Here is a 24092-nt window from a genome sequence, read left to right on the forward strand (position 1 = left end):
CTTACATCGGGTGCACATGCATACGGATCGCCAGATTGCCCAAAATCCAGACTGTGCCCAGAATGATGATCAGCAGAACAAGGGTTGAGAACAGGATCAGATCCAGATCCTCTCGGCTGCTGCGGCGGCGGTCGATATGCAGGAAGTAGACAAGCTGAAAGATCAGTTGGGCCAGCCCCAGCAGACCAATGGTCAGATACACTCCGGTCGTTTCGATCCCCCAGCGATAGGCCACGCCGAACATGGCAAAGGTCAGCAGCAGCGAGCCGCCATAACCAACCACATAACGCCGCCGCTCGCGCCGGTGCATTTCAGAGCGTTTATCCATAAGTCAGCCCTCCGAAATAGACGATTGTGATGATGCCGATCCAGATCAGGTCGAGAAAGTGCCAGAACAGCGCCAGCCTCACCACGCGCGAGATCACCAGATCGGTCATGCCCATGACACGCAACTGGATGCCCAGCACCACCAGCCACACGCAGCCGGCGGCCACGTGAAGGCCATGCAACGGAACCAGACCGTAGAAGGCCGACAAGAATCCACTACGCTGCGGGATGCCGCCCTTTTCGGCCATGGCGATAAAGTCCCGGATCTCCAGAACAAGGAAGCTGAGCCCCAACAGCAGCGTCACGCCGAACCACAGAATGATCCTTGGCCGGGGCAGGTTGTATTTCAGGGCCAGCATTGCCAAACCAACGGTCAGACTGCTGGCCAACAGGATCATGGTCTGGGCGAAGATGCTGGTCAGATCGAACAACTCATGCGGTCCCGGCCCGCCCGCCTGCGCATCGATCATGGTGATGTAGATGGCGAACATCAGGCCGAAATAGACCAGATCGCTCATCAGGAAGACCCAGAAGCCAAAGGTGACGACCTCGGACGCCTTATGGGCGCTGGCGTGGCGGTCGCCGAGGTTGATCCCCGGATAGCTGTGCGTTGGCGCGCGCTTCATGTGACCGCCTCCAAATCCGGGCGGGCGAGGCCGCGGTTTTCCGGCGCGGTCTCATGGTCACGGTCCACGGCGGCTTCGCTGTGGACCAGAGCTAGCCAGGCCTCATGCTCTTTGCGCACCTCTTCGGCTGGAATCGTGATCTCGGTGCTGGTGTCGAAAGTCCAGAGGATGAAGGCCAGGATCATCGCAACCGTCATAAGCGCAACCAGCCACCAGATCCACCAGACCAAGGCGAACATCCAGATGCCACTGGTCACGCAGAGGATAAAGCCGATCCCTGTGTTTCGGGGCATTTCGATGTCTTCATAGGCGTCCGGCTTGGGATAAGCTGCTCCGCGTTCCTTGGCGATGGCAAAGTTATCCCGGTCCGTCACCTGCGGGATGATGGCAAAGTTATAGGGCGGCGGCGGCGCCGGGATCGACCATTCCAGAGTGCGCCCATCCCATGGGTCCCCTACAGGCACGCGGGTCTTGTCCCGGTCGCGGATGCTGACCCAAAGCTGGACCAGAACTGAAAACAGCGCCGCCGTTATGACCAGCGCTCCGATAACGGCGACGATCATATAGGGGTGAAAGCTGGGGTCTTCCCAACTGTAAGACCGGCGCGGCATGCCCATCAGGCCGACAAAGTACAGCGGTAGGAACGTCAGCATGAACCCAATAGTCCAAAGCGCAACGGTCACCCTGCCCCAACCTTCATGCAGGCGAAACCCGAAGGCCTTGGGGAACCAATAATTATATGCAGCCAGCAAACCGAACAGCACGCCCGGCAGCAACACATTGTGGAAATGAGCCACCAGAAACAAGGTGTTATGCACCTGGTAGTCGACAGTCGGGTTTGCCAGGATCACACCGCTGAGCCCGCCGATCACAAACAGCATCAGAAACGACAGACCGTACAGCATCGGCACCGAGAAGCGGATCCGCCCACGCCACAGGGTTGCCATCCAGTCATAAACCTTCACTCCGGTCGGGATCGCGATCAGCATGGTTGCGATGCCAAAGACGGCGTTGATCAGCGCGCTTTGGCCCATGGTAAAGAAGTGATGCAGCCAGACCGTAAAGGACAGTACCGCAATCGACATGGTGGCGATGACCAGCGAGGTGTAGCCATAAAGTCGTTTGGCCGAGAAGGTCGCGAAGATCTCGGAGTAGATGCCATAGGCGGGCAGCACCAGCAGGTAGACCTCGGGGTGGCCGAACAGCCAGAACAGGTTGGCGTAGTTCATCATGTTGCCGCCAAGGTCATTGGTGAAAAAGTGGAAATCCAGATAGCGGTCAGCGGCCAGCAACAGGGCCGCAACGCCCAAAGGCGGCATGGCAAAGACGATCAGGATCGAGCTGCTGATGATCGTCCAGCAATACATGGGCAGACGCATAAAGGTCATGCCCGGTGCACGCAGCTTGTAGATCGTGACGGCAAAGTTGATCCCGGTCAGCGTGGTTCCTATCCCAGAGACGACAATGGCCCAGATCCAGTAATCCGGCCCAACGCCGGGGTTGAACGCGGCCCCTGTATAGGGCGGATAGGCCGTCCAACCTCCGGTCGAAAAATGGCCCACAACCAGCGACACCATCAGCATCATGCCTGCTGAAACGGTCAGGCCTAGGCTGATCTGATTCATCACCGGGAAGGCCACATCCCGCGCGCCGATCATCAGCGGGACGACATAGTTGGCGATACCAAACACAAAGGGCACGGCCACGAAGAAGATCATGATCGTGCCATGGGTGCTGAACAGTTCAGCGAAGTGCTCGGCCTCAAGGAAACCCTCTCCCGGCCCGGCGGCTTGCTGGGCGCGCATGACAACGCCTTCCAGCACGCCCCGCGCCAGCATAACTATGGCGAAGACGACATACATGATGCCGATTTTCTTGTGGTCAGCGCTGGTCAGCCAATCGCGCCAGAGCGGACCCCACAGGCGGAACCATGACAGCAGGGCAACCACCGCAACCGCGCCAACGATAACCACCGCTGCGGCGGCATTGGCGACGATCTCATTTGCGTTCGGGTTCTGGATCAGACCCGTGATGGGAAGCGCATCCCAGCTGAGGCGACCGAAAAAGCCGGACTCTGATGTCATTGCCCGACCTCCTGCCCGTAAGCGGTTGTTCCCGGTTGTTGATCCAATGGCAAAGCCTGTCCCGAGTGATAGCGATGCAGGATCGTCTGAAACAGATCGCCATCGTCCAGTCGGAAATACAGCGCGTTTTCAGGCATTTGCGCAGTTCCAAGCGTCGCCTGTACCTCATCCCGATCTGTGCGCATGGCGAGGGTCTGATAGGTCGCCTGATCCAACACGATGCCATTTTGCCGGACGCTTTCGACCCATGTCTCGAATTCGTCAGGCTGCATGGCAAGCGTTTCGAATTTCTGCTTGGTGAAGCCGCGCCCGTTATACTGGGTGTTCTCGCCTTGCATCCTCTCGGGCCGGTCTGCCACCAAATGTAGCTGAGTTGTCATGCCGGGCATCGCATAGATCTGCCCCGCAAGCGCCGGGATCATGAAGGATTGCATCACCGTATCCGTGGTCAGCGTCATGGCGATCTGCTGATTGACGGGAATGCCCAGTTCGCCCACGCTGGCGATGCCCAGTTCGGGGTAGATAAACAGCCATTTCCAATCCAGACCCACAACCTGAACCTGCACGGCGGGCTCGCCCCCGAAAGGTGCAGCATAGGGATCCAGCCTGTGGGTCGCCTTCCACAGATAGAAGGACAGGATCGCCACGATCACCACCGGGATACCCCACATCAGCATCTCCAATGGGCCAGAAAAGTCCCAGTTCGGCCTGTAAGCCGCAGTGCCACCCTTTCGGCGGCGATAGCGCAGCGCAATCAGAGGGACCAGCACCAGAACAGGCACAACCGCCACAAGGATCAGCACCGTCGCCCGCAACAGGTGTGTTTTCTGAACGGCCGCAATAGGGCCCTGAGGGTCCATGAAACTGTCGCTGGCACCCGCCATCTGGGCCGAGGCAACCAGCATAGCCACCGCGATCAGCGCCAAAACCGACCCGAGGGGCATTCTGATGGTACTCATACCTGCCTGTCCTCTGTGGCCCCCGATTAGCGTCAACTATCGGCAAGTGCAGGACAATTCTCAAGGTTTTTTCGAGAACGCAGAGGATTCGTCTATTGGAAGAGCAGGAATGGATTTATTTGCCCACTTCCTGCATCCTTGACGGCAAGAACTTTGGGTTTAACCAGACAGGCACAGGGCAGCAAACATCCGATGCGTGCATTTCTTTCCATCCTTCTGTTGGTCTTTGCGGCCAGCAGCGCCAATGCGCAGGATCGCGCAGCGGTTGAGCGGCAATTTCAGTCCTGGCTGAACCAAACGATCTGGCCGCAGGCCCGTGCCAAGGGTGTCTCTCGTGACACCATGAACCGCGCCTTTTCGGGTGTCACTTTGAACTGGGACTTGCCCGATCTTGTCCCGCCCGGAAGTAAGGCGAAGACGCCAAAGAAGCAGAAGCAGGCCGAGTTCGGCTCGCCCGGGCGGTATTTCAACGCGGGCTCGGTTCTGGGGGCAACGTCCGTCGGGCGGCAAATGGCAAAACGTCATGCCGCAACCCTTGCGCGGGTTGAGGCGCAGACCGGTGTGCCCGCGCGCATCCTTCTGGCCATCTGGGGCCGGGAAAGCGGATATGGACAGGTCCCGATCCGACATGACGCCTTTCAGGTGCTGGCCACCAAAGGGTTCATGAGCACACGGGCGGACTATTTCACCGGCGAATTGATCGCCGCGCTGCAGATTGCCGAAGCCGGGCATGTTCGGGACATGAAAAGCTCGTGGGCCGGGGCGTTGGGGCAGCCGCAATTCATGCCATCCAGCTTTCTGACCTATGCCGCCGACGGAAATGGCGACGGGCGGGCGGATATCTGGGGTTCTGCCGATGACACGCTGGCCTCGATTGCGAATTATCTGGCCCGGCATGGCTGGGTCACTGGTCGAGACTGGGGGTTCGAGGTGACGGTGCCCAACACAGTGTCCTGCGCGCTGGAAGGGCCGGATCAGGGGCGGCCCATTCGCGATTGGGCGGCAATGGGCATCACGCGCGTCTCGGGCAAGCCCTTCCCGGCCCATGAACTGGCGGGTGAAGGCTATCTGATGATGCCCGCCGGGCGCAACGGACCTGCCTTTGTGGTGACGCCGAATTTCTACGTGCTGAAAGAGTACAACAAAAGCGACCTCTATGCCCTGTTTGTCGGCCATGTCGGGGACCGGATCCAGTTTGGCGTCGGCGATTTCTCTGGCCGCTGGGGGAAGGTTGGCGGCCTCTACCGCTCGGACATTGCGGCGATGCAACGCGCGCTCGAAGCGCAAGGCCATGACGTCGGCGGGGCGGATGGGCTGCCGGGGTTCAAAACCCGCCGATCAATCGGACGCTGGCAAGAGGCGACAGGCCAAAGCGCGACTTGTTTTCCGGAACAGCGCATGAAAGCCAGCCTGAAAAACTGATCGGGGCATATGCAATGCACAATGGGTAAACTCCGGATGACAAATCCTTCACGTTAACGATTGGATTTTGACTCTGACCCTTCCAAATGGCACGATTTATCCTATTCACGCCCACAAGGACGGGCATCATTGATTGATCTGGTTTCGCAGCCTATGAGGAAATGCCGGACGCGCTGCGACCTTCCGGCCGAATTACGAATTGAGAGGCACTATGACACGTAAGGTCACCAAAGCGATTTTTCCCGTAGCCGGGCTGGGCACCCGATTTCTGCCAGCAACGAAATCGGTTCCAAAGGAAATCATGACCCTGGTTGACCGTCCGCTGGTGCAATATGCCATCGACGAAGCGCGCGCTGCCGGGATTAAGGAATTCATCTTTGTAACCTCGCGCGGGAAGTCGGCGCTTGAGGATTATTTTGACCACAATCTGGTGCTGGAACAGGCGTTAGAGGCCAAAGGCAAACACGATCTGCTGGAAACGCTGAACGCCACCAACATGGAAAGCGGCGCGATTGCCTATATCCGTCAGCACAAGGCGTTGGGGCTGGGCCACGCGGTCTGGTGCGCGCGGCGTCTGATTGGGGATGAGCCTTTTGCCGTGATGCTGCCCGACGACGTCATCGCCGCCGACAAACCGTGTTTGCAGCAGATGATCGAAGCCTATGAGGAAACAGGCGGCAACATGGTCGCCGCGATGGAAGTTCCGCATGAACAAACAAGCTCGTATGGGGTTCTGGATGTGGGCGACAATGTGGGCACCGTTGTGCGCACGCGGGGTATGGTTGAGAAACCCAAACCGGATGAGGCACCTTCGAACCTTGCCGTGATCGGGCGCTATGTGCTTGGCCCGTCGGTCCTCTATAACCTGAATTCGATGAAATCCGGCAGCGGTGGCGAGATTCAACTGACCGATGCGATCGCGGAAGACATCCGCAACGGCGTTCCGGTCTTTGGCTACAAGTTCGACGGGCAGCGTTTCGATTGCGGCTCGAAAGCCGGGTTTTTGCAGGCCACAGTGGCGTTTGCGCTGGCCCGCGACGATCTGCGCGGCGATCTGAGCCAATATCTGAATGACATCGTTGCCACGGGGAAAGCGGCCCAATAATCACAGGCCCTTTCCCTTGACTGCAATTAAGGCGATACCGTCGGGTAATTGCAGTTCAAAGGCGTGCGCATCATGAATACCGTCTATCCCGTCATTCTGTGCGGTGGGTCAGGCACCCGGCTGTGGCCCCTGTCGCGCAAAAGCTATCCCAAGCAGTTCGTGCCGCTGGTGGGTGAGACGAGCCTGTTGCAGGATTGCGCCCAGCGGATGCGCGGGCCGGACGGCGCGCCGTATGCCAAGCCCTTGATTCTGACCAACGAAGCCTTCCGCTTTGTTGTGCCCGAGCAGTTGGGGGCCGTCGGCATCGACCCGGGCCCGATCCTGATCGAACCCGAGGGGCGCAACACTGCGCCTGCGGTTCTGGCGGCTGCGTTGTATCTGGCCAACAGCGATCCAGAGGCGATCATGCTTGTCGCTCCGTCTGATCACGTGGTCCCAAACAAATCCGCCTTTCATGCCGCCGTGGCGCAAGGCGTGAACGCGATTTCTGACCGCGGGGATCTGGTGACATTCGGTATTACTCCGGACCGGCCTGAAACCGGTTATGGCTATTTGAAGCTGAGCCAGACGCCTGACACATCCGGCGCGGCCGTGCCGCTGGATCGGTTTGTAGAAAAGCCGGATTTGGACAATGCCAAGGCCATGCTGGCCGATGGCAGCTATCTGTGGAATTCAGGGATTTTCCTGTTCGCCGTGCGCGACATCGTTGCTGCGTTCGAAGAACACGCACCGGGATTGATCGCCCCCGTCAAACAAGCTGTCGATCAGGCAAAAACCGATCTGGGCTTTCTGCGGCTGGATGCCGGGGAATGGGCGCAGGCTGACGACATTTCGATCGACTATGCGGTGATGGAAAAGGCCCAAAACCTCAGCGTTGTTCCCTATGCCGCCGGCTGGTCCGATGTGGGAAGCTGGACCGCCGTGCACGAACTAAGCCACCCCGACGCAGACGGCGTTTCCACGACCGGAGAGGCCACGACCATCGACTGCCACAACGTCCTGATCCGCTCGGAATCCCCGGCGCAAGAGGTGGTGGCCATGGGTCTTGAAAACATTATCACCGTCGCAATGCCCGATGCGGTTCTGGTCGCCAGCATGGACCGGGCTCAGGACGTCAAACAGGCGGTCACCGCTTTGAAGGCCAAGGGCGCCAGTCAGGCGGAATCCCTGCCCGTCGATCACCGCCCGTGGGGGTGGTTTGAAAGCCTTGTGGTCGATGACCGGTTTCAGGTCAAACGCATCCACGTCAATCCCGGCGCAGCGCTGAGCCTGCAATCCCATCACCACCGGTCCGAACACTGGATCGTCGTCAAGGGCACGGCCAAAGTCACAATTGACGATGAGGTCCGCCTGGTGTCGGAAAACCAGTCGGTCTACATCCCGTTGGGCGCGGTTCACAGGATGGAAAACCCCGGCAAGGTTCCGATGGTATTGATTGAGGTTCAGACCGGCAGCTATCTGGGTGAGGATGACATCATCCGGTACGAAGATATCTACGCGCGCAGCTAACTGCGTCTGAAAGTTGGGTTCACAGAATCACCCACCCAGAACACCCTTGGCGAATGCCTGAACAGATCAGCGCTCAGTCAAGGTTTGTCCCCAAATTGGAAACCACCTATTAGCGGCAGGTAAATCGGGCGTTCGGCCCGGTCAGACGGGATTCACGCGCCTCGCGGCAGGGTGGCGCGCAACAGAAACGTCGGACCGACAGCTACAGGAGGACGCGCCCCGTGTCTCAGAACTCACCCCGATTGAACCTGCCTTTCCTGCAACCGTCTCAGGCGCAGAAACATGTCACCCATAACGAGGCGCTGCGCGAGCTGGATCTGGTTGTTCAGTTAACCGTCGCAACTGTCGACGCAACCACGCCACCACCCGCACCCGAGCAGGGTGAAATCCACGCTTTGGGTGCGACACCCGGCGGGGACTGGTCGGGGCATGGCGGTGAACTGGCCGCATGGCTGGACAACGCCTGGCGTTTTGTCTCTCCTCAACCGGGATGGCGCGCTTGGGATCTGGCCAGCGCGCAATCGAAGATTTGGGATGGCAACGCGTGGGTTACTCCTCCGATTGCGACGCAAAATCTGGACGGTCTGGGTGTCGCCACCAGTTATGACAGCACCAACCGATTGTCTGTTCGCAGCCCGGCCACGTTGCTGAGCCATGATGGCGGCGGTCACCAGCTAAAGATCAACAAATCCGGCGCGTCCGAGACCGCATCCCTGCTGTTCCAGTCCAATTGGACGGGCCATGCAGAGATGGGGCTGTCCGGCAGCACTGGCTTTTCGATCAAAGTGTCCCCGGATGGCGGGACATGGACCGAAGCGCTGAGCTTTGATCCCGCCACCGGCCACGCAGCTGGGTCGGCGGTCCAGAGCAGCCCCGATGACACAACCTCGGGTCGCCTGATGCGCGCGGATTACGGCTATGGGCCGGGCAACCTGCTGGGCACAGTGTCAGAAGCGGCAGGCACCCCGACCGGCGCAGTGATCGAACGCGGCAGCAGCGCAACCGGGGACTATGTGCGCTTTGCCGACGGGACCCAAATCTGCACCGCCACATTGCCCGCGACCGATTGCACAAATGTCGAGGGTGCGCTGTTTGCCAGCGCCACCGCGACATGGGCCTTCCCTGCAACCTTCGCGGACACACCCGCAATTAGCGGCGACGGCGGCGCTTTGGCGCGGTTCGTGGGCTTCGATACCCCATCCGGTTCACAAGCAGCCTACAAGGTGCTGTCCGCAACCTCGGACAGCACAACCGTGTCACCAACTGCCATCGCTGTCGGGCGCTGGTTCTGACGTAACGCCCTTTCGTTACCCGGCGCAGACTGAACGGGTTGAGTGGATTTGCCTCAACCCGTTCTCTGCGCGCCCAGAGATTGAATCCTCTGCACCAAATCACACCGTCAGAACAGCAAGAAACTGTCGAATGCCGGTCAAAGCCCCTGTCAGGCATTGAAACTGGGCGCAGTTTCTTTGATGGTATCCGCGCCGCAGGCGGTAATTGGTGAGAAGGATTTTTTAGAATGCGTATTGCGATGATCGGCACCGGCTATGTGGGCCTGGTGTCGGGGGTGTGTTTCTCGGATTTTGGCCATGACGTGATTTGTGTCGACAAGGCAGAAGCAAAGATTGAGATGCTGCGGGCCGGAGACGTTCCGATTTATGAACCCGGCCTTGATGTGCTGATGGCCAAGAACGTGGCCGCAGGACGGCTGAGTTTCACCACCGATCTGGCCGCAGCCGTGGACGGCGCGGATGCAGTTTTCATCGCGGTCGGCACGCCGACGCGCCGCGGCGATGGCCACGCAGACCTGACCTATGTAATGGCGGCCGCGGAAGAGATTGCTCAGGCCGTCACCGGCTATACCGTCATCGTCACCAAATCGACAGTGCCCGTGGGCACCAACCGCAAGGTGCATTCGGTTGTCTCTGCCGCCAATCCGGATGCGGATTTCGATGTCGCCTCGAACCCGGAATTCCTGCGCGAAGGTGCGGCGATTGACGATTTTATGCGCCCCGACCGAGTGGTGGTTGGTGTTGAAAACGACCGCGCCGCCGAAGTGATGGCCGAGATCTACCGCCCGCTCTATCTGCGCGATTTTCCGATCCTGACCACCGATCTGGAAAGCGCCGAGATGATCAAATATGCCGCCAACGCATTTCTGGCGACCAAGATCACCTTCATCAACGAAATCGCGGGCCTGTGCGAACGGGTGGGCGGCGATGTGAAAGAGGTCGCGCGCGGCATTGGCCTGGACGGGCGTATCGGCAACAAGTTCCTGCATGCAGGGCCGGGCTATGGCGGCTCGTGTTTCCCGAAAGACACCGCCGCACTGGCGCGGATCGGTCAGGAGCATGCTCATCCCATGCAGATCACCGAAACCGTCATACGCGTGAATGATGAGGTGAAGAAGCGGATGATCGAGAAAATCCGCGAGGCCTGCAATGACAGTTTCAACGGCAAAACCGTTGCGATGCTGGGCGTCACCTTCAAGCCCAACACCGATGACATGCGCGATGCACCATCGCTGACCATCGTCCCGGCCCTGATCGGCGGCGGGGCCAAGGTGCGCGTGGTCGACCCGCAAGGCAAATCCGAAGGTGAGGCTCTGTTGCCCGGTGTTGACTGGTGCGAGGATCCCTATGCCGCCGCAAAAGGGGCCGACGTCGTGGTTTTGCTGACCGAATGGAACGAGTTCCGCGCGCTGAACCTGAACGATCTGGCCAAGGCGATGAACACGCCCCGGATGGTCGATCTGCGCAACATCTATTCCGAAGGCAAAGTGCTGAAATCCGGTTTTGAAACTTATGTGGGGGTCGGGCGCTGAGCGCCCGATGAACTCGCCCTCACTTCGCAGCGTATAGCGGAACCGAGTTGCTGGCCCCGTCGGTCAATGCCTTGCTTTGATCGCGGCGCACTTGTTCATAGATCGCCAGAGACTCGGATGAGAACAATTCGGTCGGCGGCTGAACCGGGATGAAATTGCTGTGGGCGTCAGACCCTCGTGCCAGCAGCGCATAGTCTTTGTCGGCCACCAATTGCCGGGCGCCGGGGCTGAGATAACGGATCGCCAGGCCGATCCGCCGATCTTCGGACTGGTTCGGCCCAGACCCATGGATCGTCAACCCGTGATGGAGCGACATCTGACCGGGTGCAAGCTCGACATGGGTTTTGTCACTGTCTGCAACGTCTACGGCTACCTCCTGACCACGGGACAAAAGGTTGGTGTCCGAATAGGTATCCGTATGCGGCAGGATCGGATTCTTGTGGCTGGCGCGCACGAAATCCATGCACCCGCTTTGAACCGTTGCCGGTGACAGCGCAATCCAGGCCGTGACCTGATCGGGCGTCTCGCCCATGCCCCAATAGGTCAGATCCTGATGCATACCAACCGTGTGTTTGGTATTCGGCTCTTTGATGAAGAACTCAGCCGACCATATCAGAATATCGGGGCCAAGAACGCCTTCGACCACATCCAGAACGCGCGGGTCCTGCGCAATCTGCGCGGCAAGCGGAACGACCAGATGTGCGTTGATCCGCTTATAGGTGTTCAGCGGCAAGGGCAGATCTGCGGCCAGCCAGTCGCGCTCGATCTGTTCCAATTCCGCCCGATACCCGGCGGCTTCGTCTTTGGAAAAGACGGAAAGAGGAAACAGACAGCCGTCCTGCCAATACTGGTCGGCCTGTTCTTGGGTCAAAGTGGTATTCATAGACATCCGGTCACCTGTTCGCTTTGCGCTTTCAGCCTATCCCGGCTTTTCAGCATTCCATAACTGAACCTCTTGCCTGTCAGGCTAAGCTTGACTTAGCCTGCGCCCATGTCTCGCCGCATTCCCTCTCTCAACTGGTTGCGCGTGTTCGAAGCTGCGGCGCGAACCGAAAGCTTTGCGCGGGCCGCCGCGCAGTTGAACATGTCCGCCGCTGCCGTCAGCCAGCAGGTCAAAGCGCTGGAAACCCGGCTGGGCACGCCTTTGTTCCACCGTCACGCCCATGCGGTTACGCTGACCGACTCCGGGCGAGCTTATCTGCCATCGGTTCAGCAATCCCTTCTGATGCTGGAAACCGCAACCACCGGCCTGTTCGGAGAGACCCGCGAGCAGCGGCTTTATGTGCAATCCATTTTGCTGTTCGCCCATGGGATTCTGGCCAAGGGCCTGCCCGCGTTTCAGGCCGCGCAACCGCAGATCAACCTGTCGCTGGCCACCGGGAATATTGCCTCGGACTTCGCCAACCGGTTCACGGATCTGCAAATCGTCTTCGGCAACCCCGCCCTGTTCGGCAATGAAGGCGATGAATTGCTGCGCGAGGTTTTGTACCCCGTCGCGCCGCCAGAGATTGCCGCCCAGATTCAAACCCCCCAGGATCTGTTTCAGTTCACTTTGATCGAGGTTTCGACCCATCGCGTAAGCTGGCCGCATTGGTTCGAAACCATGCGTTTACCCGCCGGGCAGGCCCGGTTCTTTTTTGCTGACAATTCGATCATGGCTGCCGAGTTGTCGGCCAGCGGTACCGGGATCGCGCTGGCCCGCGCGCCCGCGTCGGATCGGATCATGCAGGTTTCGGGGCTGGTGCCCTGCCTTCCCGACGCTCAGGTCGCCGGGCAAGAGGCCTATCACCTGATCTACCCGTCCCGCACCGACCTGCGGCCTCCGGCGCGCATTTTTCGCGAATGGCTGCTGGACTACAGCGCTGCCGTCCAGACGCGGTAACGTCCCTGCCCTGTGACCTCGCGGATCAGGCCGCGCCGCATGAAGCGGTCGATATTGCGCTGAACCGCCGCGCGCGAGGCTTTGGTGAGCTCCTCGGCCAGCGGGGCCGACACCATCGGCCAGGCGGTCAGAACGTCGATCAGCACCGGCGGCGTGCGCCCGGACAGGTCCTGCGTGGCTTCACGGGCACGCACCTCCCACGCGCTGACGCGATCCAGATGCAACAGGGCCGCCAGCGCCGCCTGCCCTGCCCCGGTGATCCACGCTGAAAGTTTTTCTTCCGGCTCGCCAACCCCGCGCAAGGCGCCGGGACCGGACAGCGCCAGCGGCATGAACAGCGCCCCGCCCCGCCCCATCGAGGCGGCGTGACGCGCAGCAATGATCGCGGCCTCTGTATCCTGACCAATTCCTTCGGATAGCGCGCGCCAGGCGTGAAACGCGATGGCCGCCTGCGTGACCGGGTGCAACCCTTCGGCATTGCGCATGACCTCGGCCAGATCGGCAACGGCTTCGGGCACCTCTTCGATCCCCTGCGCCATCCGGTCGAGAAATGCGGCCAGTCCGGTCTCCCAGCCGTGCGCCGAGGGCGCCGCGCCAGATGTAAGACGCCGCACGGCCCAACCTGCCCGGAACAGCGCCTGTACATCATCACTGGTCGCGCCGATCCGCAGACCCGTCCACAGGGCCAGCCGGTCGACGCTGATGCGATCCCCGGTCCACCAGCCCAGATCGGACACATCCATCAGCGCAAGACGATGGGTCCACCCCTCGGGTCCGGCCCGCAAGCGTTCGTCCAACGCCCCAAAGGTGACAGCCAGATCCGCCAGTTCGGCGGACAGTTCTGCTTGCGCCCTGCGCCAATCGCGCGGATCAAACAAAACCCGCGTATCTGCCCGAGGACCGGGGGGCAGGAAATCGTCGCGTGGTTCATCCTCTTCAGGCGGCAGGAACCACAGATCATCGTCATCCGGGGGGTCGGTGTCATAGATACTGCGCGGTGTGGCGTCTTCGGCCTCATCCTCAGGCGCAGGTATGACATGTTTCGACTTCATGCCCGTATTCTTTGGGCATTTTGGACGGTTCACAAGGGGTTTCTTCTACAGCGTTTTGCGTTTTGTCTGAGGCACATTCATCGGAATGCGCGTTCAACCAAAGGGAGAGGCATCGCATTCCGATTCAAGTTAAACGCAAAGCGCTTTAACCCGCAAATGTCTGGGTCAACACGCCCAACTCACCGCTCAGGTCCGTCTGGGGATCGCTGCCCAGCAGCATATAGCCATACCCGCCCTGCGCCCATGTCGCGGTGGCCAGACCGCTTAGCACCGCCTGCTTGACGTCCTTGGCAGGGGCAGCCGGGCCCTGCCGGATCACGCAGAAGGCCAGCGGCTGGCCCTGCTCATCCGCGAACACGATCTGAACCAGCGGCTTGCCCTTGAACGAGAGGATCTGTGCCCGCTTTAACTCGAGCCCCGGCAGAGATTCGAGCGTTTCGCGGCTCAAAGACCGGCCCAACGTCTTTTCAGCCTCAGCGATCTGCGCATCCAGCGTGGCAGGCGAGACATCCAACCCGGCGATGGTTTCCGGCACATATAACGACTGGTAGATCGCCGCCTGCTGCGCCCAACCCAACTCGGCCGGGCGCGTGGCCCAGAAGGTCACTGCAAAGGCAGCAATTGCGGCGGATGCGGCCACGGCAAACAACCGCACCACACCGCCCGACCGTTCAGGGGCAGAGGGCGCAGGCAGGTCAATCTCCGGGGCAACGGCGGGCAGGCCCTCGAACACCTGCTGCACGACGGGCGCAAACGGATCAAGCGCCATCAGGCGGCCTTCCAGCGCGGCGTCCTGCTCAACCGCGGCTTCGATGGCCCGAGACTGCGCCTCGTCCAGTGTGCCTTCCAGATACGCCTGCAGCGTCTCGTCGGAAAACGTCATTTGCCACTCCGTTGCGCGGTGCCTGCCGCATCATGTTGCATTACGGTCTTCAATTTCTGCCGGGCGCTGGACAACCGGCTCATGATCGTGCCGATGGGAACGTCCAGCAACGCGGCGGCTTCGCGGTAGCTGTATCCTTCGACGAACACAAGCATCACCGTCTCGCGCTGCGCCTCTGGCAGCTGCATCACTTGTGTAAACACTTCAGCGGCGAAAATATTCGTTTCTGAATCGGGGCCGGTCGCAACAAGCTCCGCCTCGGGCGTCACCGACAACGCCTGCGCCCGTCGCACCGCGCGCGAGCGCACCTCATTCAACCAGATCGAGCGGCAGATTGTCATCAGCCAGGAATCCAGCCGATCCTGCGATGTCACCTGATGGTGGCGTTCCAGCGCGCGCAGACATGTGGCCTGCACCAGATCATCCGCCACATCCGACGCGCCCGACAACGCCAGCGCAAAGCGCCAGACACGTTTGGAATGCGTCTGCACGGCGGTCCGCACCGCCTGTTCCGAGCTCATTTCACCAGCCATCGAATAAAATGCGACCTGTGTGTGTTTCTCCTCCACGGACCGGGCCCGCGTGCTCAGGACTGGCATAACCCGAGGAGGAATGAAATGAAACATCTCATACAGGCAGTCACGTTTGCGTCGGCAATTGTTGCAGGCCCGGCCTTTGCGGCAAGTTGGACATTGGTGCCCGAAAGCTCTCATCTTGCATATGGAAGCATCAAGAAAGACACGGTGGGCGAGGTCAACAGCTTCACCTCGCTTAGCGGTCAGGTCAGCCCGGATGGGCAGGTCGAGGTCGAGATCGACCTGTCCTCGGTCGAGACAAACATCGATATCCGCAACGAACGGATGATCGAATACGTCTTTCGCAAAGCGGGCACCGCAACCCTGACCGCCAAGATCGATATGGAGAACCTGACCGCATTGGAAGTCGGCCAAACCACCACGCTGGACAGCGAAGCCGCCCTGTCGCTGGTCGGAACAGATGTCGAATTTGACGCAGAGCTGTTTGTCGCGCGCCTAACGGAGAACTCCGTACTGGTGACAACAAGCGACATGGTATTCGTCAGCACCGAAGATGCGGGCGTGAATGCGGGCATCGACAAGCTGATGGAACTGGCCGATCTGCCGGGCATCACCCGCACCGTTCCCGTCACCGCGCGGTTTGTCTTTCATTTGGATGACGAACAGGCCAGCATTGCGCCCGTATCCTCGCCTCAGGTCGCTGCCGTCGCGCTGGACGGCGACGTCAAAGCCGGTAAAAAGGTATTTCGTAAATGCAGCGCCTGCCATCAGGTGAAAGAGGGGCGCAACGGCGTTGGCCCATCGCTGTTCGGAATCATCGGCGCCCAGGCCGCACAGGTCGACGGGTTCCGATACTCAGAGGCCTTGCAGGAGTCCGGCATCACCTGGACATCCGAGACCCTATCCACCTTTCTGCGCGACCCAAGGGGCGTGGTTCTGGGCAACAAAATGCAGTTTCCGGGCCTCAAAAAGGACGAAGATATCGTGAATCTTCTGGCGTATTTGAGGGATCAGGCGACAGGATGACGCCGGAGGCGCATACCTGCAGGGAAAACGCTTCTACATGAGCTTAGCTGACGGATAGTCGCCTGAGGCTCAGGGTCAGGCGACAGCCCGCTTATACTTACCAACGCTTGGCCACATAGCCTTTGCCGCCGTCGGCATTCATCGGAATATTTGCCTCCAGCGTTCTCTAAACTTTTTCGAACAGGCCTCTGTTTTGAGGCCCCGCGAAGAAGCTAGAATTTTATTCTTAGTTATTAGCACCTTGACGCAACCCAAAACACGCAAGTAACCCACGATCGCGCAGGATAGTGCCCTGCAGCAGTAAGCTTCTTGGCACGACACAGCAACGTCGCGCGCATTGAATTCAGTCGCGGATGCCCACTTGGTTCGCGAAACTGACTCTTTCGCCAAAGCAGCTCGGTTGATACGATGTTGCACCCACTTTCAAAAATGTTAGACAATTTTAATCGTTAGAGCGGCGAGCCTTAGGCTTAGGGCAAACGCCGAACGAACTCGCGCAAGGACTTTCAAGCCAGTGAACCGAATGAACATCAGCGTAACCAAGTCAATCCAAGGCCAAAAAGACCTGGTCGATGAAGTGATCACCAGCTTCCCTCAGAAAGGTTGCATATTAGACATCGGTACTGGATCTGGTCTGGCAGCCCGCAGCTTTTTCAGTGCAGGTTGGGATGTTCTGGCATCCGGCATGGACATGGAAGCTTATTTGGACGAAGACCAAGGGGGCTTTCCGGAGGGCATTGAACTGCTGCCCGATCTGGATATTTGCGACATGCAATCGATCGCCACGTCCAGTCTCGATTGCGTTTGGTGTGCTCATGTTCTGGAACATGTCTCTGACACCGGCCGCGCGCTAGGTGAAATCCGGCGTGTGCTGAAACCTGATGGCCACCTCTTTATAGCCGTTCCGCCATTCAAACATCAGGTCGTGGGGGGGCATGTCAACTCGGGCTGGAACCTCGGCACCTTGATGTATGTCCTTGCTGACGCCGGGTTCGATCTGTCCGAAGGACGGTTCATTCACCACGGCTACAATCTGTTCGGAATCGCTCAGCGTGGCCCCGGCCCGTTACCAAAGGGCGCATTGCACAGGGCAAATGGAGACCTTGAAACGCTGCGGGATGCGGGGCGTTTCCCGAAAGGTTTCGATGCGAAGCAACGGTTCGAAGGACAGCTGACTCAAGTCAACTGGAAGTGGAATACGATACCTGAACAGGTGCCTGTACCTCGGAAATCTCTGAAATCGCCGCCCCCAATCGCGAAAATGCGCATTGGCTTTTTTGTCCCCTTCATAACCAAGGGCAAAGGCGGGACGGAAAACGTTGGGCAGATGATGGCAAATGCCATGGCGAAACGTGGTCATGACGTTACGATCTTTACATTTGACGACCAGGCACAACGCTCGCAATGGCCGCTGGACGACACAATCGAGCTAAATTACTTCGGTGAAGACAGTAATGAGCGCGAAGATGACCAGATGATGCTGGCCATTGCCAGTCGTTCGTTTGACGTTCTTGTGGGGCTGCATATGAACCGAGAGTTCAAGCGCTACGTGAAATGCGCGCATCGCGCGGGTGTGCCTCTTGTTTTGTCCGAGCATATTGACCCACGCTATCCGCGTTGGATCGGAACCAATACTGTCTTTGAACGGCAAACCGCTTTCTTTGGCGCCACTCTGGTTCACTTGCTGACCGAAGATTTCCGCTCGACACTGCCGAACTTCATGCAGGAACGGATCCGAGTTATCCCAAATACCGTCAAAAAACCAACGCAGATCGCGCGGCCTGGGGACAGGTCAAAGAAAAAGAAGGTGCTGCTGACGGTCGCACGTCTCGTTCCCAGGAAGAACGTTCATCTGATCATCGAAGCCTTCGCCAGAAGCTACCCACGTCACCAGGACTGGGTTCTTCGAATTGTTGGCGACGGGCCGGAACGTGAAAATCTCAGTAAACAAGCGACTGCCTTGAAAATCGCCAAGTCTGTCGAATTTGTCGGTGAGACACACGACACTTATCCGTACTACAAAGATGCCGACGCATTCGTTCTGTCATCTTTCTTTGAAGGATTTCCACTTTGTGGCCTGGAAGCGATGGCGCATGGGCTGCCGCTGATCGGGTTCCAAAACTGCAGCGGCATCAACGAACAAATCGCGTCTGGCGAAAATGGTATTTTGTGTGCGGCTGACAGCCCAACAGAGAATCTGACCAATGCCTTCAAAAGCTTGATGTCTGATCCGGATCTCAGAGAGACAATGGGCAACACCTCTTTGACGCGTTTTCACACTAGTTATTCCGAAGAGACGATCTTCGCGGAATGGGAAGAGATGTTCTGTGAGGCCCGCGAGCGCGGGTTGCCAAATGCTAACGCCAATCTCGAGACGAAACTTCTGGTGGCAGTTTCAGAACTAACAACGTAGCGCCAAAGTTTCGATGTTTAAAAAGAATAAAAGCGACGCCAAAATGAAACAGAGCTTTGGTCAAAAGAAAGTTAGATTTTCGGAATTCCTGGACTTGCGAAAATCAAGCCATGAGGCCGGGCGTGACATTCGTGAGCATGTGTTATCATTGCGAAACGATCCGGCCGTGTTCGGCTACGCCGACGGAACACTTGACAACGGCTACGGCGCCAACCTCAAAAGCTTGTTTGCCAATATCCAGCCTTTCAATGCACCCAATGCAGATCGGGGACGGGGCTATTTCGGGTCCGGCGCAGTTTTTCAGAATGAACAGAAATCTCACAAGGGGCTGTTGGGTCTGTACGACGTTTTACCAATCGACGCGGATCTTATTCTCTTTGAGCAAGGTTTTCTTGCAAGCACCCACAGTTGGTCTCATTCCTTTCGGGAAGGCGACCCGCGTTATGCCTGTTTGGGTTATGTCTATGACGACATATCGCACTACTATATGTCGGATTTCCCAAACCGTTTGACACACAAACTGAACAGCGAGGAATCTCTGTCAGCCGAGCAACTCGCCCGTGCTAAAAGCCTGATCGACAGAATAGCATCCCAGCGCATCAGCAAATACAATGCGCAACCCATGCAGGCTCCACCGACGAGTCAGACATATAAGCGGCGCGTATTGGTGTGTGACCAAGCCTTCGCGGATGCCTCAACCATTTTCGGCAAGGCCAGCAAGAATGACTTCCAAAGGATGTTGGTCGCGGCGTTGAAGGAAAATCCGGACGCTGAGATTCTGGTCAAGACACACCCAGATACGTCATGGGAAAAAGAGACTCGAAGCGGTTACTACTCGCACTTGTCGTCGACTGGTCGTGTGCGCCTAATCCGCGAGCCGGTGAACCCGTTTGTTTTGTTTGACATGGTGGACAAAGTCTATGTCGCGACCAGCCAAATGGGGCTGGAAGCACTGTTTGCCGGCAAGGAGGTCGTTTGTTTCGGAGCACCTTTCTATGCGGGATGGGGTCTGACCGATGACCGGAAGACAATCCCCCACCGCAAGCGGGAACGTTCGCTGGAGGAGTTGTTTTACTATTTTTATGTTTGGTACACGATCTACCACGTGCCCGGACACACTGCGCCGAGCGAGATTGAAGATGTTCTCCAATACATCGAAGAAAACAGACCTTTTGATTTGCCACGCGCCGAAACCGAGGCCGAAGAACCGCCGAAAGTTTCAGTCGTAATCCCTGTCTACGGCGTTGAAGACTATATCGAAAAGTGCATTGCTTCGGTTCAAAAGCAAACACTACGCGACATAGAAATCATCCCGGTAAACGATTGTACGCCCGACGGGAGCCAGGAGATAATCGACCGCCTTGCGATGAATGATGCAAGGATTCGCCCGATTATTCTGGACAAGAACGTCGGCCAGGGCTTTGCGCGCAACAAGGCGATCAAGGCCGCGCGTGGTGAATACGTTTGGTTCATCGATGGTGACGACTGGCTGGCAAACCCCAAAGCACTGAGCGCTCTGTACGATCACGCAAAGTCCGAAGACTTTGACATGGTGCGCGGCCGAAAGGCTTATGAGGCTATTTTTGTCGGCGATGAACTGGTTGAAAAGAAGCAGGACAGAGCCGAACGTTTCTTTGAGGACGACGTCTATCGAACGACTTACGCGGATACGCCAAATATTCTGAATAACAGGCATTTCTGGGTCTGGCTGTATCGCCGGGAATTCTTGCTGCAGAACGATATCCACTTCCGGACTACGCAGTGGGAAGAGAGAGCTTTTCTTGTGAAAGCCCTTGTGAACGCAGAAAAAATCAGCCTGCGCAACATAGATTCTACGGCGTATCGAATTCGAGTTGGCTCTACGGCCCGTCGCGTTCGTACCGCTCGAGACTTCGAGCTAATGTTGCAGAACTTCAAATTCACGCTCGATACCCTGCTCGATGCCGGTGCGGGCGATGCCAGCAGCCCGCTACGCGAACATCTTCGCTACAACGTGTCACAATTGCTCGCTCAATTGGTCGATGGTGAAGCCTATCGGTTTGCCGTTTCTGAAGGGCCGGGTAAGCGTGACGCGTTCATAAAAAGCGTGAAGCAGATCCTTGAGCATTGCCAAATCTCACCGGACGAAGTCCTCTCGGAGTTTGTACATAATAACAAATCGCTTGCGAGAGCTTCGGCTTATCCATTGATTGCCGCAAGTATTTTGGCAGAACGTGCTGACATACTGGACTATGTGATCAACAGAGAGCCGATACCACAGGACAAGTTGTACGAGGTCACATTAAAGGAAACGCAGGCAGCCACACCCCAGCGGGACCTGCAGACCGCCTTGAATACCTACGCGCGTAACGAACGCGTGACGATTGCCAAGCCAGCGGCCAGCAAACCTTTCGACAAGCCCCGGATTGTTGTTCATATCGGCTCAACAAAAACCGGCAGCACCTACATTCAACACCTGTTAGAGCAGAACCGACCTGAATTGATGCGTAATGGGGTGTGGTATCCCGAAGTCGGTCTGTTCTGGCAGGAGTCGAGACCGCACAAACAGGCGGGACACGCGGGCGTTGTGCCTTATATCGTGTCAGACGATCGCTTTTTCCTGCAATATATTGAACGCGGCCTTCAACTTATGGAAGGACGCATTCATACCATTGTCCTTTCCAGCGAAGCGTATTTCTTACAAAAGAACGCGCATAAAATTCCAGAGTACTTCTCTGGCTATGATGTTGAGATGATCGTCTATCTGCGCGATCAGGTCGAATGGGCCAACGCGCAATATTGCGAGTTTGTGGCCGGCGGAGCAATCGGCAGAGTTGAAGACCCGATTTCCAACTGGTTGGAAAGCGCCGAGGTTGCCCGTTTCCTGGACTACCGAAACGTGTTGAACGCCTGGGCCAGCACGATTGAGCGGGAGAAGATAACCATTCGTCTTTTCCAGAAGTCCGAGTTGATAGACAACGATCTTGTTACGGATTTTTCCCAATCGACAGATTTGGAACTGTTGACCAGGCTTCCCATGCCATCGAAATCTCAGACCAATTCCGTTCAACTGTCCGGCCCGCATGTTGAGTTAATCCGAAGCTACAACTCAAGACCATTTCGAACAAAAGAGGCATATCTGGACTTCATCGAAGAGGCGACGACAGGCCTTAGCAACTGGAGGAAGTCGCGCGACCTGCCAATGCCAAAACCTTGGCTGCTGACCCCTGACAACGAAGACTGGATCAGATCTGCCTGTCAGGAGACGAATGCAAACATCGCACAGCTGTGGCTTGGACGATCGACAGGCACGTTGTTTGGCGGCGACAAGGCCAAACCGGCCGAAACCGCTTTGTATCAAGACGAAATTGCGATCGTCTCCAAAGCCTATGATCGCTTCAAGCCGGTCCAAGAACTCGAAGCAGAGCCAATGCAGAATGCTGTAGGTCGATCCAAGATTCTCGTCAACTATGGTATATTTGGCTGGCGGCTTTGGTTGCTGTCTCCGGTCTTGCGCCGGGTCTGGAAAAACCGCCTTACGCCCCAGACCAAGGCAATTTACAAGCGAAACCCTGCAAGGTTCGCGCGTGAGAAGTGGACGCGGAAAAAGCGTGACAAACTCATCGTTGACCTGATCTTTCCTGATTGGAACGTTATGGGTCCATTTGGAGTTTTGCGTGCTTGGCGGCCGATTATCCGGCCCGTACTCAAATCGAAGCGTCACCCTGAACGGCTGGAACAATTCGACGCTGACCCTGTCCTGTTTGCACGCAATCAAGACAATAAACTGCACCGGATAGTTGGGCGTTTGTTGTATCCCATGGGTGAATTGAGGGAAAAATAATGTCGCCGACAGACGCTGAAGTCATTCTGGAACTGTCCGATGGCCACCTTACCAATCCGTCTGACGGTGACAGGCACCGCTTGTTCTATTCTTCGGTCATGTTGGCATTAAGCGATCTCTCTGTTCGTGTGCGGCCCGTGCGTTTGCCCTTTGGCGCTGACAAGAGCCCGCGCCTTTACAAACCAGGTCAATTGGTCATCAGTTTCCATTCCATTGGCCGGGCGGGAAATGTTCTGCGCTTCAAAGAAAGCTACGTTCCACCTTATTACACTTTGGACAGGCTCGGGTATTCCGGCTTCTCGGAATTGGCGACCCATCCGTCAAACTTCCTGGATCGTATTGAGCGGACTTCGTCAAGGGACGCAGAGCGTTTTGTAGCGGGTCTGGCCAAATCGCAGGCTGAAAGGAACGCATCAAAGTACAAGCAGTCAAAGATCAAGTCCCACCCGCCGGGGCAATTCATCTTCATGCCGCTGCAAACAGTCGAAGATACCGTAGCCGAGCTCAACCACATCAAACCGCCTCAGGTCGCGTTTGCGTTGGCGGATTATTGTGAGAAAGTTGGCCAGACTCTGGTCATAAAACGCCACCCTTCATGTAAATCCCGTGCCGTAGAAAGAATGCTGACTGACTTGCAGCGCAAGTTCGAAAGCGTTTATCTGACGGACGGTTCGATCCATGGGCTGATAAACAAGGCGTCCTGCGTGGTTGGAGGAAACTCCGGTGTCCTATTCGAGGCTTTGCTGCAAGGGGCCAATGTGATCACCTTCGCGAAATCGGATTTCGCGTTGGCCACGACACATGTAACCGAACTTGACAGTTTGCTGAAAGCTTGTGGAAAACCGTCGCCGATTGATCCGGCTTTTCAGAAAAAATTTCTGACCTGGTATCTCACTAAATACTGTGTTCTGGCCGATGACGTGTCGGAAATCAGATTGCGTATCGCCAAGGCGCTGGCCCAACTGGATATCCCCGCAAACCTGGTCAATATGGAGCAGCAAAGCCTGTATGACGAATATGCGTCATCCGAGATGCAGCGGCGAAAGAGGATTTTGAAGTCATCTGAGCCCTACTCAACCTAGCGCTCAGACTTCCACCTGGCCCTGACGCGGCTCAGTCGAAAGACAAAAATTGGTCTGGAACGCCGGCAACTGCGTGATTGAACCCGGAAATCTGCAATTGCTTCAGATTGTGGAGCGACGCCACAGGACGGCACCGCTCCAATCGTTTCAGAGCAGGAAAACGTCATCTTCCAAAATGTTCGCGATACCCAGATCGCCACCGCTATCAACTATGTCAATCGACACCGGCTCCGATGTACCGTCCAAGCCCAACCGCTCGGAGCGATCGAAGTCATTTGCCAGCAATTCTTCGCCCTCAGCGGCATGATTCGTATCCAAGGGAACAAAATCGAATTCCGGTTCATCTGACAAACTGTCCGAAATCGGCGCAAGTTGGGCCATCTTTTGTTGGGTAACTTTTGGCGCGAGACCAATAAAGCCGCTGCCATCCAGATCAACGCCGTAGAAAACCTCGACATCAATGACGTTGGTGATCGGCTGGCCGCTCACACGCACGCCTTGATCGTCAAGCGTCCACTCCGCATAGCGGCCATCTTCAT

19 protein-coding genes are annotated in these 24092 nt (G+C 57.5%); 10 read left to right on the forward strand and 9 right to left on the reverse strand.

The window, feature by feature from the left end; all coding sequences use genetic code 11:
* Nucleotide 1: 1 nt before the first annotated feature.
* Genes ACR0KX_RS13390 through ACR0KX_RS13405 form a run of 4 tightly spaced genes read right to left on the reverse strand, consistent with a single transcriptional unit; the run spans nt 2 to nt 3996 of the window.
* Complete coding sequence (locus tag ACR0KX_RS13390; RefSeq protein WP_480708508.1) at nt 2–328, reverse strand: cytochrome o ubiquinol oxidase subunit IV; 327 nt, start codon at nt 326–328, stop codon at nt 2–4.
* Entirely contained in the window at nt 321–953 is a 633-nt protein-coding gene (locus ACR0KX_RS13395) for a cytochrome c oxidase subunit 3 (RefSeq protein WP_170622114.1), read from the reverse strand. Before ACR0KX_RS13395 ends, ACR0KX_RS13390 begins: the two co-directional genes overlap by 8 nt.
* The gene (locus tag ACR0KX_RS13400; RefSeq protein ID WP_170622113.1) at nt 950–3037 is read right to left on the reverse strand and encodes a cbb3-type cytochrome c oxidase subunit I; all 2088 of its coding nucleotides are present in this window, start codon (nt 3035–3037) and stop codon (nt 950–952) included. Before ACR0KX_RS13400 ends, ACR0KX_RS13395 begins: the two co-directional genes overlap by 4 nt.
* Complete coding sequence (locus ACR0KX_RS13405; RefSeq protein WP_480708509.1) at nt 3034–3996, reverse strand: cytochrome ubiquinol oxidase subunit II; 963 nt, start codon at nt 3994–3996, stop codon at nt 3034–3036. The genes ACR0KX_RS13400 and ACR0KX_RS13405 overlap by 4 nt, the downstream gene beginning before the upstream one ends.
* A gap of 192 nt (nt 3997–4188) precedes the next feature.
* Here ACR0KX_RS13405 and ACR0KX_RS13410 point away from each other — a divergent pair, with 192 nt between their 5' ends.
* From ACR0KX_RS13410 to ACR0KX_RS13430, 5 genes are all read left to right on the forward strand, one after another.
* On the forward strand, nt 4189–5418 hold the full coding sequence (locus ACR0KX_RS13410) for a lytic murein transglycosylase (RefSeq protein ID WP_170622111.1): 1230 nt from the start codon (nt 4189–4191) through the stop codon (nt 5416–5418).
* Between the two features lie 211 nt (nt 5419–5629).
* The gene (gene galU, locus ACR0KX_RS13415) at nt 5630–6523 is read left to right on the forward strand and encodes a UTP--glucose-1-phosphate uridylyltransferase GalU (RefSeq protein WP_170453719.1); all 894 of its coding nucleotides are present in this window, start codon (nt 5630–5632) and stop codon (nt 6521–6523) included.
* Between the two features lie 72 nt (nt 6524–6595).
* The gene (locus tag ACR0KX_RS13420; RefSeq protein ID WP_170622110.1) at nt 6596–8032 is read left to right on the forward strand and encodes a mannose-1-phosphate guanylyltransferase/mannose-6-phosphate isomerase; all 1437 of its coding nucleotides are present in this window, start codon (nt 6596–6598) and stop codon (nt 8030–8032) included.
* A gap of 221 nt (nt 8033–8253) precedes the next feature.
* Entirely contained in the window at nt 8254–9324 is a 1071-nt protein-coding gene (locus tag ACR0KX_RS13425; RefSeq protein WP_170622109.1) for a DUF2793 domain-containing protein, read from the forward strand.
* Between the two features lie 227 nt (nt 9325–9551).
* The gene (locus tag ACR0KX_RS13430; RefSeq protein WP_170622108.1) at nt 9552–10856 is read left to right on the forward strand and encodes a UDP-glucose dehydrogenase family protein; all 1305 of its coding nucleotides are present in this window, start codon (nt 9552–9554) and stop codon (nt 10854–10856) included.
* 19 nt (nt 10857–10875) lie between these two features.
* Here the strand turns inward: ACR0KX_RS13430 and ACR0KX_RS13435 are convergent, their stop codons facing one another.
* The gene (locus ACR0KX_RS13435) at nt 10876–11739 is read right to left on the reverse strand and encodes a phytanoyl-CoA dioxygenase family protein (protein ID WP_170622107.1); all 864 of its coding nucleotides are present in this window, start codon (nt 11737–11739) and stop codon (nt 10876–10878) included.
* A gap of 108 nt (nt 11740–11847) precedes the next feature.
* Between ACR0KX_RS13435 and ACR0KX_RS13440 the strand changes: the two genes are divergently transcribed.
* Entirely contained in the window at nt 11848–12738 is an 891-nt protein-coding gene (locus ACR0KX_RS13440) for a LysR family transcriptional regulator (protein ID WP_170622106.1), read from the forward strand.
* On the opposite strand, the gene ACR0KX_RS13445 is transcribed toward ACR0KX_RS13440, so the two are convergent.
* The 3 genes from ACR0KX_RS13445 to ACR0KX_RS13455 form a co-directional block, all read right to left on the reverse strand.
* Nucleotides 12711–13790: a helix-turn-helix domain-containing protein gene (locus tag ACR0KX_RS13445; RefSeq protein WP_170622105.1), complete on the reverse strand. Its 1080-nt coding sequence runs from the start codon at nt 13788–13790 to the stop codon at nt 12711–12713. The genes ACR0KX_RS13440 and ACR0KX_RS13445 overlap by 28 nt on opposite strands.
* A 145-nt stretch (nt 13791–13935) precedes the next feature.
* Nucleotides 13936–14673 carry a hypothetical protein gene (locus ACR0KX_RS13450; RefSeq protein ID WP_170622104.1) on the reverse strand — a complete coding sequence of 246 codons (738 nt, stop codon included), beginning with the start codon at nt 14671–14673 and terminating at the stop codon, nt 13936–13938.
* Complete coding sequence (locus ACR0KX_RS13455; protein ID WP_170453711.1) at nt 14670–15206, reverse strand: RNA polymerase sigma factor; 537 nt, start codon at nt 15204–15206, stop codon at nt 14670–14672. The genes ACR0KX_RS13450 and ACR0KX_RS13455 overlap by 4 nt, the downstream gene beginning before the upstream one ends.
* Nucleotides 15207–15290: 84 nt before the next feature.
* Between ACR0KX_RS13455 and ACR0KX_RS13460 the strand changes: the two genes are divergently transcribed.
* The 4 genes from ACR0KX_RS13460 (at nt 15291) to ACR0KX_RS13475 (ending at nt 23553) form a co-directional block, all read left to right on the forward strand.
* Nucleotides 15291–16235 carry a c-type cytochrome gene (locus ACR0KX_RS13460; protein ID WP_170622103.1) on the forward strand — a complete coding sequence of 315 codons (945 nt, stop codon included), beginning with the start codon at nt 15291–15293 and terminating at the stop codon, nt 16233–16235.
* 523 nt (nt 16236–16758) lie between these two features.
* The gene (locus ACR0KX_RS13465) at nt 16759–18648 is read left to right on the forward strand and encodes a glycosyltransferase (RefSeq protein WP_170622102.1); all 1890 of its coding nucleotides are present in this window, start codon (nt 16759–16761) and stop codon (nt 18646–18648) included.
* Between the two features lie 13 nt (nt 18649–18661).
* Nucleotides 18662–22471: a capsular polysaccharide export protein, LipB/KpsS family gene (locus ACR0KX_RS13470; protein WP_480708510.1), complete on the forward strand. Its 3810-nt coding sequence runs from the start codon at nt 18662–18664 to the stop codon at nt 22469–22471.
* The gene (locus tag ACR0KX_RS13475; RefSeq protein ID WP_170622101.1) at nt 22471–23553 is read left to right on the forward strand and encodes a capsular polysaccharide export protein, LipB/KpsS family; all 1083 of its coding nucleotides are present in this window, start codon (nt 22471–22473) and stop codon (nt 23551–23553) included. Before ACR0KX_RS13470 ends, ACR0KX_RS13475 begins: the two co-directional genes overlap by 1 nt.
* 147 nt (nt 23554–23700) lie before the next feature.
* Here the strand turns inward: ACR0KX_RS13475 and ACR0KX_RS13480 are convergent.
* The coding region (locus ACR0KX_RS13480) for a hypothetical protein (protein ID WP_480708511.1) at nt 23701–24092 on the reverse strand (392 nt) is incomplete at its 5' end.

It is taken from the genome of Ruegeria sp. BG5 (genome assembly GCF_056538425.1).